12 protein-coding genes are annotated in these 16,291 nt (G+C 37.8%); 3 read left to right on the plus strand and 9 right to left on the minus strand.

Annotated features, from left to right (window positions below; all coding sequences use genetic code 11):
• Nucleotides 1-84 precede the first annotated feature (84 nt).
• From ACH784_RS09255 to ACH784_RS09270, 4 genes are all read right to left on the minus strand, one after another.
• Nucleotides 85-1,767, minus strand: a complete 1,683-nt coding sequence (locus ACH784_RS09255; protein ID WP_404395232.1) for an MFS transporter — start codon at nt 1,765-1,767, stop codon at nt 85-87.
• A gap of 186 nt (nt 1,768-1,953) precedes the next feature.
• Entirely contained in the window at nt 1,954-4,620 is a 2,667-nt protein-coding gene (locus tag ACH784_RS09260; RefSeq protein WP_404389524.1) for a 7TM diverse intracellular signaling domain-containing protein, read from the minus strand.
• Between the two features lie 42 nt (nt 4,621-4,662).
• The gene (locus tag ACH784_RS09265; protein ID WP_404389526.1) at nt 4,663-6,906 is read right to left on the minus strand and encodes a TonB-dependent receptor; all 2,244 of its coding nucleotides are present in this window, start codon (nt 6,904-6,906) and stop codon (nt 4,663-4,665) included.
• 122 nt (nt 6,907-7,028) lie between these two features.
• On the minus strand, nt 7,029-7,625 hold the full coding sequence (locus ACH784_RS09270) for a hypothetical protein (RefSeq protein WP_404389528.1): 597 nt from the start codon (nt 7,623-7,625) through the stop codon (nt 7,029-7,031).
• Nucleotides 7,626-7,814: 189 nt separating this feature from the next.
• Between ACH784_RS09270 and ACH784_RS09275 the strand changes: the two genes are divergently transcribed.
• Nucleotides 7,815-8,651, plus strand: a complete 837-nt coding sequence (locus ACH784_RS09275) for a transporter substrate-binding domain-containing protein (protein WP_404389530.1) — start codon at nt 7,815-7,817, stop codon at nt 8,649-8,651.
• 179 nt (nt 8,652-8,830) lie between these two features.
• Here ACH784_RS09275 and ccoG read toward each other — a convergent pair whose 3' ends face one another.
• Together ccoG and ACH784_RS09285 are read right to left on the minus strand one after the other, a co-directional pair.
• Nucleotides 8,831-10,213 carry a cytochrome c oxidase accessory protein CcoG gene (gene ccoG / locus ACH784_RS09280; protein ID WP_404389532.1) on the minus strand — a complete coding sequence of 461 codons (1,383 nt, stop codon included), beginning with the start codon at nt 10,211-10,213 and terminating at the stop codon, nt 8,831-8,833.
• 134 nt (nt 10,214-10,347) lie between these two features.
• Nucleotides 10,348-11,784 carry a sigma-54 interaction domain-containing protein gene (locus ACH784_RS09285; RefSeq protein WP_404389534.1) on the minus strand — a complete coding sequence of 479 codons (1,437 nt, stop codon included), beginning with the start codon at nt 11,782-11,784 and terminating at the stop codon, nt 10,348-10,350.
• Between the two features lie 105 nt (nt 11,785-11,889).
• Between ACH784_RS09285 and soxR the strand changes: the two genes are divergently transcribed.
• A complete protein-coding gene (gene soxR, locus ACH784_RS09290; protein ID WP_404389536.1) occupies nt 11,890-12,399 on the plus strand; it encodes a redox-sensitive transcriptional activator SoxR in 510 nt (169 codons plus the stop codon).
• Between the two features lie 12 nt (nt 12,400-12,411).
• Complete coding sequence (locus ACH784_RS09295) at nt 12,412-14,184, plus strand: DUF885 domain-containing protein (protein WP_404389538.1); 1,773 nt, start codon at nt 12,412-12,414, stop codon at nt 14,182-14,184.
• 80 nt (nt 14,185-14,264) lie between these two features.
• Here the strand turns inward: ACH784_RS09295 and ACH784_RS09300 are convergent, their stop codons facing one another.
• The 3 genes from ACH784_RS09300 to ACH784_RS09310 form a co-directional block, all read right to left on the minus strand.
• Nucleotides 14,265-15,077: a methyltransferase domain-containing protein gene (locus tag ACH784_RS09300; RefSeq protein ID WP_404389540.1), complete on the minus strand. Its 813-nt coding sequence runs from the start codon at nt 15,075-15,077 to the stop codon at nt 14,265-14,267.
• Between the two features lie 9 nt (nt 15,078-15,086).
• Nucleotides 15,087-15,842, minus strand: a complete 756-nt coding sequence (locus tag ACH784_RS09305) for a Nif3-like dinuclear metal center hexameric protein (RefSeq protein ID WP_404389542.1) — start codon at nt 15,840-15,842, stop codon at nt 15,087-15,089.
• Between the two features lie 78 nt (nt 15,843-15,920).
• Nucleotides 15,921-16,271 carry a DUF1294 domain-containing protein gene (locus tag ACH784_RS09310; protein ID WP_404395234.1) on the minus strand — a complete coding sequence of 117 codons (351 nt, stop codon included), beginning with the start codon at nt 16,269-16,271 and terminating at the stop codon, nt 15,921-15,923.
• Nucleotides 16,272-16,291 lie beyond the last annotated feature (20 nt).

The raw sequence follows: 16,291 nt of genomic DNA on the forward strand, positions 1-16,291 counted from the left end.
AGCAAGGCAAAGATTTCGTTATTTAGTTGTTCTAAATGAGATATCTTTAACGCAGCTATCGTCAGGTTTAATCCCTCGAAATGATTAAGTGTTTTTGCGGATTGGTATCATGTGCTCTGATGCCACATTTTTCGAGTAAAGATTAAAAAACCACAACGAAATAGATGTGACACCAGCAATAGCAGCAAATAATAACCACATCAGTTCTGGTTTATTCATACCTAATGCTAGATTCGCATAACTCCAGCCTGACAAAAATCCTGCACACAAAAAACCTAATGCCATAGAAACAAAGTAATAACCCATATACAAGGCTGCTTGCTCTTTAGGTGCTATGCTTGCCACATATTCTTGACTCTTTGGTGAAGTAAGCATTTCACCTAATGCAATTAATAAAATCACAACTGTAATCACCCAGCCAACCATATTGTGTTGAGAACCAATTAAGAATATGAATGCAGCCGCGATGATGATGAGTCCAGCAATTAGCACATATATAGACTTAAACCTTTGGCAAAGTAAACTCACAAAGATTTGTAGTAGCACAATTGCAGCAAAGTCTAAGTTGATTAGATACTCAGGGTTTACCTGTCGGTATGCCAACAGGTGAGCTGTATAGCTTTGTATTTGAGTACTATTTAATTCGCTTGTATTGTTTGCAATTAAACGTAACTCTGTCACTAGATTTGCTAACTTATTAGCTGGCACATTTACTTTTAAATGCACCCACTCCAGCCTCAAAGTTTCAAATTCAATGGCATTACTCATCTTAATATCATTAAACAAAGCCACTATAGCTACAGATATTTTTTCTTCATCTACGAAGGCAAAGAAATCGACAGCACCCTGCCCAAACAATGATAAGAACTGAACTAAATCTTTGGTATCAACAAAGTCACGAATAAACAGAGGAACAGTATAAAAAAGTTGATTATAAACGGTCCAAAAACCCGTTAATATCGCAAGATAAATCGCAAATTTAGCATTACTGACTTTTACTTTCTGTTGCCACCAGCTTGATGCACTTTCTTTTGCAAATAAGTTCCAAATTACATTTGAAATGAGCCAAAGCACAATCGCCAAAAACGCTTGAGGGTAAGTTAACCACTCAACCCCCGCACACATTAGTAATATGATAGAAACAAATAAAACCAAGGCAAAACGGCCATTCCCTAATACACTTTGTGCCTCATTGATCGTTTCTTTTAAGCTTTTATCGTTTTGCTTCTTAAGTGATGGTGGGTTTTTGTAGAATAATAAAACAGGCAAAAAATTTAATAATATCCAAGCCGCCGACATCATAAATACCGCATCCCAACTTATTGCGCGCATAGTACCAGCTATAAGCGGACCCAGAAACCCACCGACATTAACCATGGTATAGAAAATACCAAAACCAAGTCCTCTATTTTGGTCATTGGTGCTATGAGCAATCGTGCCAACAACGACTGGCTTAAAACATGCTGCACCTAAAGCGACAAAGCTGAGTACTATAAAAAATGGCCAGAAGTCTTTGACTTGGCCAAGTAAGAAATAACTCGGTGCCATAATGACAAAAGAAATGATAAACATTTTTTTATAACCAATTCGGTCACCAAGTGCACCAGTTAAAACAGGCAATAAATACAAAAAGAAAGGAATTATCCCTTGAATTGCTCCTCTCTCAATATCAGAAAATCCGACACCCCCTTGTGACTTTGGAGTCGTCATATAAATAGATGACACTGCAAAAAAGCCATACCAAGCTAATCGCTCAAAAATTTCCATGATATTGGCAATATAAAAGCTCTTTCCAAATCCCGCTTTATTATTAGTGTACACTTAAGCTCTCCACTCTATTTTTGCATACAATATACCATCATTATATCGAGCAATGTAAAGTATTAATTCTTAAAGAGGGATCTTTAACAAAGAAGTATTATTTTTGAAAAATAGTAAAAAGATGCAAAATGATTAACTTATCACTGCTTTAGAAGCATCAGACATCGCATTGACTAACAGGTCTAACAGTACGTCAACACCTTCTAAACTTCCGCTTTTCAGTAACTCATCAAGTTGTGTCGCATAGTTATGAATTTCGTGACACTCAAACATACCTGCAGTCCCTTTGATGGCATGTACATGCCTCTTTAGCGCCACGAAATCACTATTTTCATAACTTGAATGCAATAGGTATTTTTGTTCGTCTAAACCCTGAAGGTAGTTATTTTGTAGTGCTTCAAATTCACCGATAGGCAGGTTTAATTCTTCTACTTCTAGGTTGAGATAATGACTGATTTTCTTATGGAACTTTGTTCTGTCGATGGGTTTTGACAAATGATCCGTAAAGCCCATTTTTAGATAACGCTCTACTTCATGGGTCATGGTATTCGCGGTTAAAGCTAATACGGGCGAACTAACCCCAGTAGCTTGGATAAACTTAAATGCTTCTTCACCGTCCATTATAGGCATTTGTATATCCAATAAGATTAAATCAAACTCATGATCTAAAACAGCTTGAACGGCTTCTTGGCCATTTTCAGCTGCGATCACCTGAAGCCCCATGCCTTCAAGTATAATGGTGATAAGCTTTCTGTTATCAGGATGGTCTTCAGCAAGCAATACTTTGCCTTTAAGCGTGCCTGATGTATCTATAGATTGTAAATCTAATTGAGATTGCGGCAACTCATTAAGATTGCTCACCCATTGAGTATCTTTGGTTGTATATAAACCTAACTCAAGTGTAAACGTTGTACCTGAGCCAACATTACTTTCAACAGTAATATCACCATCAAGCTTACGAGCTAAACTTTTTGATATATTAAGACCTAAGCCCGTACCACCATAACGGCGTGTGGTAGAGGTATCAGCCTGATGGAAAGCAGTAAACAACGATTTAATTTCATCTTTGGTCATGCCTATTCCAGTATCTCTCACCGAGATTTTCAACTTCTCGTCACCACATGACACATCAATACAGATCTTACCCACACTGGTAAATTTTAATGCGTTTGAAGTTAAATTTAGCAATATTTGTCTGAATCTGGTCGGGTCAATAACAATTAAGTTCGGTAAAGGAAAATGATAATTTAACTCAAATTCTAAGCCTTTATCTCTTATCTGTTTACCGAGGAGTGATTCAATTTCAGCAATACACCTAAACATATCTGCTTCAATTAATTCTACTTCCAACCTATTGGCTTCAATCTTAGACATATCCAAAATGTCGTTTATCAGGTTTTGTACATGTCTGGCATTTTGGAGAATTACATTGATAGCATGCCCTTTTTCAGAGGGCTTTATGTCACCTAGCAACATGCCATCTGCATAACCGATGATTGAAGTCATCGGCGTTCTAATTTCGTGACTCATATTTGCTAAAAATCGACTTTTAGCTTCACTGGCATCACGCAATTCAGAAGCTAAATCTTCTAACTCCTGAGTCCGCTGTAATACTTTCAACTCGAGGTTTTTGTTTAGCTCAATATTTTCCAAATTGGTTAATCTAAACTTATCTGCAACAGCAAATGCCAGCAACAGCGCATCCATTGCGGTACCAATTAGCCCAAGTAGGTAGAGGTTTAAACTAGACGGAGGCAACACGCCAAGGTTGGTTAGATTACCAATCATGTTTGGAATGGCCATTGCGACATACGCAAGTACAAAATATCTTGCTGGTTTAAAGCCTTCGCTTATTCGCAAAAAACCCACATAGAGTCCCAAACAAAGTGCTGCCCCAGTTACCACTGTGGCCCAGAGAAAACCAAAACTTGGAAACAACATTGCCATTGGTATCCCACACGCTGCTATAACACCGAGTACGAGTGACCCATTGGTTAATTTTGGATGGGTTTCTTTAAGTTTCAATAAGTTAATATAAAACAGGATATTCGTGAGCGGCGTTAAGGCAAAACCAAGCCAGTGTAAGTTCGGCGAATAAAGGCCATATAGTTGATCAGAAATATGGAAAAAATGACTCCATGCAAAGACCCAGCAAATGGCAAATAATGCATAATATAAATGCGTTTTGTCTTTTGAACCGAAGTAAATGAGTAGATTGTACAAGCCTAGAACTATGCCAACACCAAAGCATAGAATCATTACCAAGTTTTCAGTAACGACTAAACGTTCAAACTCAGCTTTAGGTTTAATGACAAATTTGATTGGTGTGTAAAAGAAGTCACTTTCAAAAGAGGTCACCAATATATACTTTTCATTAGGGTTGAGTCGAATCGAGTTGCCGTAATGAAAAGCAAATTCATTATTGACTTCCCCCCCCGTCACAATAGTTTGAATTTCGCCTTCTTCACTGAATAGCTTACTTTCTATTCTTGATACAACGGTATTGTAGGGATATAAGACAAACTCTGTGTCAATGGTATGATTTACAAGTTCTGTAACAAGCCAGTACTTTCCTCCGAAAAGCGCCCTCTTTGGCAGTATCTCAAGGCCTTGTTGCCACGCTTTTACAGACCGATAGTCTGAAGGGAAAACCACACTTTCTTTGGATTTTAAAAGTAAGGCAGAATCATGCAAGTTTGTTTCTTGCATGTTATGGTGATAATTAAATGTCTGTGCGTGTGACACAGCACACACAATACTCAATATAATTAGCGTAATAGAAAGTATCAATTTACGCATTTAGTCAGCCAACTACTCTTCTATATTTATTCATCGTATCAATCAAAAGTTATATGAAACCTCTAGCCCAACACGCCTGCCCTCACCTTTAAAGTCTTCTAACATACCTAAGAAGCTAGATAAATCGAATTTTAAGTGACTATATTCTTTATCAAATAGATTTTTAGCCCAAAATCTTAGCTGATAGTCTTCAAAAGAAATTTGGCTATTCAAATACCACAATGTATAGCTTGGTTGATGAGCCAGGATATTTTGGTTTTGATCAAAATAATAATCCGACTGGTAATCAAAACCCAAGGTTGCTGTCATCCTTAGGTTAGCTTGTAGATCTGTTTCATAAGTAAGCGCGCCATTTATATTCATTTCTGAAGTAAAAGGTAAGCGATGGTTTGTCAGTTCATTGCCAAGTGGGTCAATAAATTTTTCAAATTCGGCATGTGGAATATAGCTAAACCCTAAGGTGGTGTTAAATTCATCTGTTAATTTATACTTAACATCAATATCTGAACCGTAAATTTTTGAGTCACCGACATTTTCTAAAAGTTGTATCGGCGGAGCACCTTCAATGAGAGAGGGCTGATTCATAAAGACTTGTTGACCTTTATAGTCATAGTGAAACAAGGCCCAGTTTACTTTTAACGTTCTATTGTCATTAATATACTTACCACCGACTTCATTCGAAATAAGTTCTTCTGGACCATAATCTGCAAGCATAGCTTGCTCAGGGCTTGATAAGTATCCCCCATAATAACCACCACTTTTATAGCCATTGCTTAGACTATAAAATACTGAATGATTGTTACTCAATGAGTAAATGAGTGAAAGTTTGCCTGAAATGTCATCATCCTTAACTTCGCCTTCAACGCGATAGAAAGGCAATAAAACACCTTCTAATGAGTTAGGGTCTACTACAACGTTAATGTTGCTTATTGAATCGTATTCAAACACTTCGTCGGAGTAACGAAGACCCGTTGTGAGGATTAAGCGCTCGGACAGTTGCCAATCATACTGTCCAAATACTGCGAATGACTTACTGACTAAGTCATTATCATAAAAGAAATTGGCGGAGTTACTGCCAAATTGCGTGCCACGTAAATCTCTTAGAATATCATTGTAGTTGTCTTGATAAATTCTTTCTTGTAGTGAGAATAGGCCAAATGTGAAATGATCATCACCTAATTCATAGTTCAAACGTACTTCGTTGTTTAACACTTCTGCTTTAACACCCAATTGACCTTCACATAACCTCGCAGGAGAGCCATCACAATTGAATGCATGCTCTCTATCTAAGCGGTTAAAGCTGTTAAGCCAAATGACTGATGCATCATCACTTAATTGCCAAGTTAATTCACTCGTCCAACCTTTGTTTATACCATGATGAGGAGAGTCATTATTTACGCTCACAGCCCAGAAGTCATCAACGCCATCATTAAACCCAAATGCATCTACACAGTTTCCTGCATTTATGTCGCTCACTGAGCACATAACACCATTAATCGGATCTTCGAATATACCTATATTACCTACCGGTTGAGCAATGCCATTCCAGTGACTGTAATTTAACTTTAAGTACCATTCCAGCTCATCCCATTGACTCAGATAACTCAATCGCAGATCATTTTGTTCCATTCCTGCTTCTGGTGAAGTAGGAAATACATTATAACTCGTATAGTCGTAGCGATTATGATTAAACGTAGCCCTAAATGCTGATGCATCATCTATCTGCACATTATACAAGCCATTACTTTTATAAAAACCATCGGTACCAGCACCGACTGTAAGTTGCCCATAATCACCAGCATCCGGCCGTTTACTTCTGATCAGGATTGCACCGCCTGTGCTGTTTCGACCAAACAAAGTGCCTTGAGGGCCTTTCAAAACTTCTACTTGCTCAATATCAAATAGGTTTAATAATTGATTATTAGCAGAGCCAACAGATGCTCCATCTACATACATGGCTATCGGGGAAGTATTTGCAGTGTTGTAATCTATTAAGCCTATTCCCCGAATATTTATTGCGGGTGGCGTACCTTCTGCTGCATTTTGACTGATTTTAAGACCTGAAATAAGTAAGCCTAAGTCGGTTGTATCTTTTAAACCAGTACTACTTATCTGCTCCCCTTTAAGCTGATTAACAGTCACGCTGACTTTACTTTCGAGTTGCTTTCTTTTTTGAGCGTACACTTCGATGACTTCAATACTTTCATTCGCATATGCATAACACGATTGCATTAAAGACAAAGATATCATTGTTGATAACAGGCTTTTCGGGGATAAATTAGACATTTCCATACTCTCAGTGCAGATTTAGGTGTGCAAGACGAAGTATAGTTTAAATGTCTTATGTGACCAAAGGAGATACTTAACTTTGTTTTTCAATAAGCTACTTGTAAATTAAAAAAAATAATCTACACCTGACAAGAAAGAAGATGATTGTCTGTGATTTCTTGTAGGTTTCGTTGTTCATTCAAACAAATATTCGCGTAATGCTGATATGCATCATTGTTAAAGTTTTCAGATATTGCATTCATGAAACCATGTTTATAACGTGATTTAACAACGTAAAGACATGGAATTGTCTTCAATGTGGCTATAACAGGATTAAGATCAAAATGCTTTTCAACATCAGGAAAATAGATATCTACATGACAGTTTGGATTTAAACTTGTGAAATGTCTAATTTGGCCTGGGTAAAAAGCAATCATCTTTTGCACGCGCTTCAAGGGGGTCATGGCTAAAGCACGCCAAGCCGCAGTTGCACCTGCACTAAAAGCAATTATAAAGTCAGGGCTAAATTTGATCAGCGCTTCTTGAACCTTATTTGCGTACCCATCATGGCCTAACCTGTCTATAAACTTATCGTACATTAATTGCTCATGCAGTTCATTTTCTGCTGTGGTTGCTTCATAAGGAGAAACAATTAACACTTCACCAGAAAACTGCTCACAAAAACTTTTTAGCTGGTTTGTACAACCAAAAATATCGGATACAATTAATGTTCTCATAGCTGTGGGTCCTTATTAACAGACTCTTATTAAACTTTCATATTCTACCACTGAACAACGTATTGGTGATGTGAAATTAACTTTTCTCCAATCTACCACTTGATAAATAATTGTAAAGATTTTGTTTATTCTGAATTTTATATCAACCATTTGCTACACTTAACTTCTGTATACTTGAAATGTAGAAAAATGCTTAAGTTCCTAGTTATTATTTTTTTTCTGCTATTGGGTTTTGAATCAGCTGCTAAAACAGTCACATTTCTAAAAGTAGACTTTGCACCATATTATATACTCGATGGGGTAGATAAAGGACAAGGTAGGGATGAAGCCGTCATAAATTTACTAAAGAAGTCGCTTCCTGAATACAAATTTAAACAGGTATTTATTCCATCTAGTAGAGCTTTATTTGAATTACAACATAGTAAAAAAACAACTTGTATGTTGTCACTGTATAAAACAGAGCAAAGAAAGCAGCAATTTTACTTTTCTGAACAATACTCCACAATTGGCCTAGCACCAACCATTGCTATGCACAAAGATATTGCCGACAAAATAATCCCCAAAGGTATCACCACTACTTCGTTAAAAGACCTTATCTTCAAAAACGCTCTGCTCCTTGGTAAATCAACTGAACGTTCGTATGGTCAAAATGTCGATAGGATTATCCTTAAAATTCCACAAGACGATATGATAGTTCGTGCAGGTAAAGACTCCTTAGAAAGTCTAACTTATATGCTACTCAAGAAAAGAGTCGACTTAATTATTGGTTACCCCGGCGAACACCTTTATCTTCAATCCAAGCTAAAAAAAGAGAGTCAGTTTATTCAATTGCAAATCTCAGAATCACCAAAAACCGTTTTAGGTTTCATTGGATGTAATCAATCTAAAGAGAGTGAGCAATTTTTAAAAAAAGCTGATATGAGCCTTAGTATGATCAAAGCATCACCTGAATACGCTTCGCTAATGCTGAGGTGGGTTCCAAGAAATTTACAACAGAACTTTGTCAATGAATTAAACAATCAATAAATTTTAACGGGTTACTATGATGAATTATTAAGTATGGTACTTAAACTTTTCTGACCTGAAATAAATTTTTCAAAAATATGCAGTTTTATTCTTAGTATCCAGTATTAATGGTCAATAAGTTAACTAATACGTACTCAACTGCTTCAAAAAAGGGGCTAATATAAGCCCCATATAACTAACTAGTTTTTATAAAAATAACTTTCTTTCGTTATTTTTATATCTGCTCTTTGCTGAGACTCTATTGTAAAACTAATGGGGGTTGCTTTAAGCTTTAAGTCATAACCGTCTTTAATAACGGTAACAGGTATTTGCAACATTTCTCCCCCTTCAATTTCAATCACAGCAGGCACATTGAGCTGAGCATTTTCTAACCCCTCAAGACTAACTGTATAGCTCATGGTGGTTTGCGTTTTGTTGATCACGCTTAATGTATAAGGGTTTTCAACTAAGCCTTCATAGTTAACACGATATAACGCATTACGGTCTCGGATCACCGATGCCTCAATTGGCGTACGATTAAACGCCCACACCACCATAGTTAAAATAATTAGCGCAGTAAGGGTTGCATATCCAAGTAGCTTTAGTCTAAACGGATTGGTTTTTTTGCCAGATGCTTCGTGTTCACTTTGATATTTAATTAACCCTTTGGCATAGCCAAATTTATCCATGGTGTCGTCACAAGCATCAATACACAAACCACAGTTTATACATTCATATTGCAGACCATTTCGAATATCAATACCTGCTGGGCAAACTTCTACACACAGGTTACAGTCAACACAGTCACCAAGACCGAGTTCTTTTGGATCTTGTTTACGTTTACGTTTACCTCGTGATTCGCCGCGTTGTGCATCGTAGGTGACTAATAATGTGTCTTTATCAAACATCACTGATTGAAAACGTGAATATGGGCAAGCAACCGTACACATTTTTTCTCTTAAAAAGCCAGCATTACCATAGGTGCAGAATGCAAATAAGAATACCCAAAAACTCACTAGACCTGACCACTCTAGTGTAAACATGTCGATATATAATTTTTGTGCTGGTATAAAATACGCCATAAATGACGTAGCAGTGAAGAGAGAGATAGCTAACCAAGCACTATGCTTTGCTGTTTTTAAAGCAATTTTTTTTGCATCCCAAGGGCTTTTATCTAGTTTAATGCGTTTATTGCGACTGCCTTCAATACGGTGCTCCACCCAAGTAAACATTAGCATCCAAATGGTTTGTGGGCACACATAACCACACCATACTCGGCCCAGCCAATTGGTCACAAAAAAAAGTGCAAACGCCCCAGCCATAAATACCCAAGCTAAAATCATAAAGTCTTGTGGTAAAAATGTTAGGCCGAAAATTCTAAAATGTTGACTGCCTACATCAAACAATACCGCCTGCTGGCCGTTATATTGTAGCCACGGAATTGCAATGAAAGTTAGCATTAGTAGCCAACCAAGATTACGGCGTATTTTTTGGAAAAAACCTTTTTGTTCGCGCACATAAATCGGCCCCTCCGTTTTATGTGGCTTAATGATCATGTCTTCTTCTTTAATATCAAACTTCATAGTACTTGCTCTACTAACATTGGTTAATGTCTATAGAGCAAGTTTCAGTCCAATCTGAAAGTTTATAAAATACTGTTTTTTATACATTTTATTTTATGAATTAAATGTACATACGTGAAATGTCGCGAATAGCGTTATATTTCGCGATTTTTAGTTATTTTCAGCTTTTTCATTTTAGAGCGTAGTGTGCTCTCGGGAAGCCCTAATTTAATCGCAGCACCTTTTGGACCTGCTATTCTCCAGTTAGTTAACTCAAGTACATGCTCAATATGAAGCCTCTCTGCCTCATCGAGCCTTAAGCTTTGACCTTCAAGCATTTGTTCATCAGTCATATTGAGTGGCTGAGTAATTGACACTAATCGTCCTTTAGACAAGATAGCCTCTCGCTCTAATATATTTTGTAACTCTCTGATATTTCCCGGCCAATCATAAGCTTGAAGTTTGTCTATCGCAGCCTTTGTCAGCCCCATTAAATGTTTACCTAGTCTTTTATTGAGCTGATTAATAAGGTTTGTGCACAGTAATGGAATGTCTTCTTTTCGCTCTTTTAGGCTTGGTACTCTGATAGGAAAGACATTGAGGCGATAATAAAGATCCATTCTAAACTCACCTTTTCCAACCATTTGCCACAAATCTTTATTGGTTGCCGCTATGATACGAATATCCACTTTTAGCGTTTTACTGCCGCCTACACGTTCAAACTCTTGCTCTTGGAGTACGCGCAATAGTTTACTTTGTGCCTCAAGCGATAGCTCCGCAATTTCATCTAAAAACAAGGTGCCCGTATCGGCGAGTTCAAAGCGCCCTTTTCTTCTCTCATTGGCACCTGTGAATGCGCCCTTTTCATGCCCAAATAACTCAGATTCTAATAAACTAGGCGTAAAAGCTGCACAATTTACTTTTACAAATGGTTTCGTATTTCGATTGCTCAATCTGTGTAGGTTTCTTGCAACGAGCTCTTTACCTGTGCCATTTTCACCTAAAATCAACACAGTACTGCTGGTTTGTGCGACAAGGTTGATTTGCTCAAGCATGGTTTGAAATATATGACTTTGACCTACTAGCCCTGACTCTTGCCAATCTGCATTCAACTCTTCCAACAAATAAGAGTTTTCTTCTTTTAATTGCTCGGTTAATGATTGAACTTGCTTTAATGCTGCTCTTAAAGCACTTTCAGCTTCATGCTGCTTTGTTACATCGCGAAATATCGCGACCGCTCCGATAATCTGTCCGTCTTTAAATACTGGCGTAGAGGTATATTCCACAGGGAAACTAGTACCATCTTTTCTCCAGAACACTTCATCAGATATTTGCCTTACTTTGCCATCAAACATAGTGCAGTAAATGTTACATTCATCTGCCGGATACGGCGAACCATCAGCATGGCTATGATGATGGTATTGATGAATTTTTTTACCTATTAATTCTTCGGCTTTCCAACCTGTCATACGCTCAGCTGCGGGGTTTATAAATACTGCATTACCAGATAAGTCGAAACCGTAAATGCCTTCGCCAACAGAGTTGAGCAGTAGTTCAGGGTCATTTAGTAGGCGTTTAAGTAAGTGAGACATAGCATTCCTCGTGAAATATCACGAAAACTGTAACATATTGACACCTTATACCATTAGCAAATTCTGACAAATGTGTTTAAAGTCGATAAAACATGTTTTTATGAGATGATAATGAGCAAACCACTTCAAGACGCTACCTTGTCTGTCGGATATATTGCTAAGCGTGCTGGCGTAAAAGTTTCAACCTTGCATTTTTATGAAACCAAAGGGCTTATCAGAAGTTGGCGAAATCAAGGAAATCAACGTCGCTATAAACCCGATGTGCTTAGGCGAATTGCTGTTATCAAAGCAGCACAGCATATGGGCGTCACATTACAAGACATCAAAGAGACTCTAGATGCGTTGCCTGATAATAGAACTCCGACTAAAAAAGATTGGGCAAATTTATCTCAGCGATGGCGCGCTCAACTGACCAAGCAAATTGAGTATTTAGAGCAGATCAGAGACAAAGTCGATGGCTGTATTGGCTGTGGCTGTTTATCTATGACGCAATGCCCTATGTATAACCCAGATGATGTCTGTGGCAAATCGCAATCCGGCGCAGCTTTTTTGCCTTCTAACCCTGATGCGCAGGCTAATCATGAAAAAACTGATAAAATAGATAAGAATCACTAACAAGGAACACCCATGAAAAAAACTGCACTCTCGCTCGCACTTGTCGCAGCGCTTGGACTGACTGCTTGTTCGCAAACAAGTACACAACAAACTGAAAATAGCAGCGTTCAAATACAACAAAATTTCGCTAATTTCTCTGAACAGTTTATCCATGATTATTGGAAACAGTTCCCTGAACATTCCGCTTGGGCAGGCTATGGTAAATACGATGATATTATCAGTATTCCAAATCAAGCCTATCGTGACAGCACATTGGCTTTCGCTAACGCAAAATTAAACGAACTAGCAAAATTCGATTTAGACTCATTGCCAACAGCGCAAAAGACGGATTATTACCTAATTGAAAATGCTTTAAAACGCACCATTTGGCACTCAGAAACCTTCAAGAGCTGGCAATGGAATCCGTCTAACTACAATGTCTCTGGTGGCTTTGCGACAATTTTAAATAGCCGCTTTAAAACTGATGACGAAAAATTTGCGACCGTTTTAAAACGTCTTCGATACGTGCCTGCATATTACGATGCTGCAAAAGCAAACATTGATAACCCAACTTTAGAATATACCCAGCTTGCAATCGGCCAAAACAAAGGCGCTTTCAGTGTGCTAAAAGATGAGCTATTAACGCAAGTTGAAGCTTCAAATTTATCCTCAAGTGATAAAGCACTGTTTGTTAAGCGTTTCAATGCAGCAAAAGCCGCAATCAATGGCTACATCGACTTCTTAACTAAACTTGAAGAATCTCTGGTAGAAAATGGTAACGCGCGTTCATTTAGAATTGGTGAAAAGCTTTATGAAGAGAAGTTCGCATTAGATATTCAATCAGGTTATAGCGCAAAAGAAATGTATCACAAAGCAGTTGCTGACAAAGATCGTGTGACATCTGAGATGGTAAAGATCACAGATAAGCTGTGGCCGAAGTATTTCCCGAACACTGAACGCCCTTCTAAAGACAGAGATGCGGTAGCTAAACTCATCAAACACCTTTCGGTCAAACATGTTGCTCGTGACGAATTCGTGCCTGAAATTAAGCGCCAAATTCCAGATTTAGAAGCATTTGTGAGAGAAAAAGATCTGATCACGCTTGATCCTGAAAAGCCATTAGTTGTTCGTGAAACACCAGAATATATGCGTGGCTTCGCTGGTGCGTCTATTAGTGCACCTGGACCATACGATAAAAAAGAAAACACGTATTACAACGTAACACCGTTAGATAACATGTCTGATGAGCAAGCTGAGTCATATTTACGAGAATATAACCACTGGATTTTACAGATCTTAAATATTCACGAAGCAATTCCTGGTCACTATACGCAATTAGTTTACTCAAACGAGTCTCCTTCTTTAATTAAGAGCATTTTTGCAAATGGTGCGATGATAGAAGGTTGGGCTGTATATACAGAGCGTATGATGCTAGAAGAAGGCTATGGTGATTTTGAGCCAGAAATGTGGCTTATGTACTATAAGTGGAACCTTCGTGTTATCTGCAACACTATCCTAGATTATGCTATTCAAGTAAAAGGGATCAGCAAAGAAGAAGGCTTAGACCTATTAATGAACGGTGCATTCCAAGAAAAAGCAGAAGCTGAAGGCAAATGGCGTCGTGCGACATTAAGCCAAGTTCAGTTAACCAGCTACTACAGCGGTTACAGAGAGATTTATGATTTCAGAGAATCGTTAAAAGCCGCTCAAGGTGATGACTTTAACCTAAAAGCGTTCCATGAGCAGTTTTTAAGCTATGGCAGTACACCAGTCAAATACGTCAAGGCGTTAATGACAGATAAATAACACCAAAAATGTATCAAAAAAGCCCTTATTTAAGGGCTTTTTATTTAGGCTCTAGTTCATCTAAATTTTGCTTAAAAAATTCACGAGTTTGCTTGAAGTAATAAATGCGTATAACGACCGAGCGACGCATAAGGCTCTTGTTGGTTATATTTAAGCTCTAATGCAAGTAAATCATCAAATTGCGTTTTACCTTTTTCAAGTTCTCGCAAATAATCATGAAAACAACGCACACCCGTTTTACAAAGTCGCTCAAAGTTTTCGCGATTTAAAGCATTGTCTACAACTTCTGGCTCTACAGGGTGATTTGGGCTTAAACCAACTTTTTGTTTTACATGCAACCCTTGATTTACATAATCAAAATTCCCATAGACCATATTTGCAAATAAATGCGCATCTTTATTGAAATACATTAAAGACAAATAACCCGCATCACTGACAAGCTTCGACAAAATTGTAATCGCCTCAACTTGATCAACTAACCATTCAAGCACCGCATGGCATAGTACAAAATCGAAAGTACCTAACTCTAACTCAGGCAATGCCTGTAATGGTGCGTGAATAAATTCGAATTGAGCACTTAAACCCGCTTGGTCCACGTGCTCTTTCGCAAGTCTTAGCATATCTTCCGATATATCCACCAGTGTGATGTGATGGCCTAAACTAGCCAAGTAAATTGCTAACTGACCTTGCCCACCGCCGATATCTATGATTCGTTTTGGTGCAGTCGCATTATCTAGCCATGGAATATGCTTAGAAAAGTCACGCTTTAAAACAGCTTCTCGTATTTTGCCTTTAGGTGTGCCGTAAATATTTTTCTTAAATTTTTGCGAGATAGCATTAAAGCTTCTATCTCGCGCTAATTTATCTTTATAGCTTTTGCCTTTCTTACTCATATTCAAAGGTTAAACCGGATTATTGATATCAATAAACTCAACGTCTAAATCATAGGTTTTAGCAAGGTATTCGCCTAAAGCTTTGGCTCCATAACGCTCCGTAGCATGATGACCTGCTGCTAAAAAGTGGATGTTTTGCTCATTTGAACTATGAATTGTCTGCTCTGAAGCTTCACCTGTTAAGTAGGCATCAATACCTTGGCTTGCGGCCATATCGATAAAACTTTGGCCTCCACCTGTACACCAAGCGATGGTTTTAATTAGGTGATCACCCGCTTGATTTACTAATGGCTTTCTATCAAGTTTCTGTTCTACCAATTGCGCAAATGCCTCTAAGCTCATAGGTGTCTCAAGTTTACCTTTCACAGCCACACAATTTTTATTCCACGGCTCCAGTGGTCTTTCGTAAGTTATATCGAGTAACTCAGCCAATTGCGCATTGTTACCAAGTTCAGGGTGAACATCTAAAGGTAGGTGGTATGCAAGTAAATTGATGTTGTTTTCTAATAAAGCTTTAATACGTCTTTGCTTCATGCCCGTAATAGTTTGATCTTCACCTTTCCAAAAAAAACCATGGTGAACCAAAATCGTATCCGCTCCGGCCGCAATTGCCGCATCAATCAGTGCCTGACTGGCTGTGACACCCGTCACGATTTTTTTAACTTCTTCAGCCCCTTCAACTTGTAAACCATTTGGGCAATAGTCGCTAATAGAGAATGGTTTTAATAGTTCAGTTAATTGATTAACTAGTTTTGTTCTTTTCATTTGATTTCTCGGCCCTTGAAACTGACGCGTATTTTAACAGTTTAGTTATGATGATAAAGCTCAATGACCAGCGACTAATTAATAAATATAAAATACCGTAACAACAAAATAAGAGAGTAACAGTATGTTTTGAATTACAAACGTAATAAAGAGCTTACCGTTGAACTGCCACTTTATGGTCTTATGACGTATTAACTCTTGCATTAATAAAGTTGACAGGTTGAACGAAAAGAATGCTGCGACACTTAAACTTAACTCACTGATCCTTTGCCCATCCACTTTTGCCCGCTTTTTATCAAGTAAAAATAAAAAACAAAAAATCGAATTGGTTATAAATAAATAGGTTAAAACAAGCGGTAAAAGTTTGTCATTAGAAGCGATAAAAATCGTGACTAAAAAAAGTGTTAAAATAAGCAGGGAGTGGTTCACACTTCGAAAAAATAAGTTCA

This window comes from Pseudoalteromonas phenolica (assembly GCF_044788725.1).
GTDB lineage: Bacteria > Pseudomonadota > Gammaproteobacteria > Enterobacterales > Alteromonadaceae > Pseudoalteromonas > Pseudoalteromonas phenolica_C.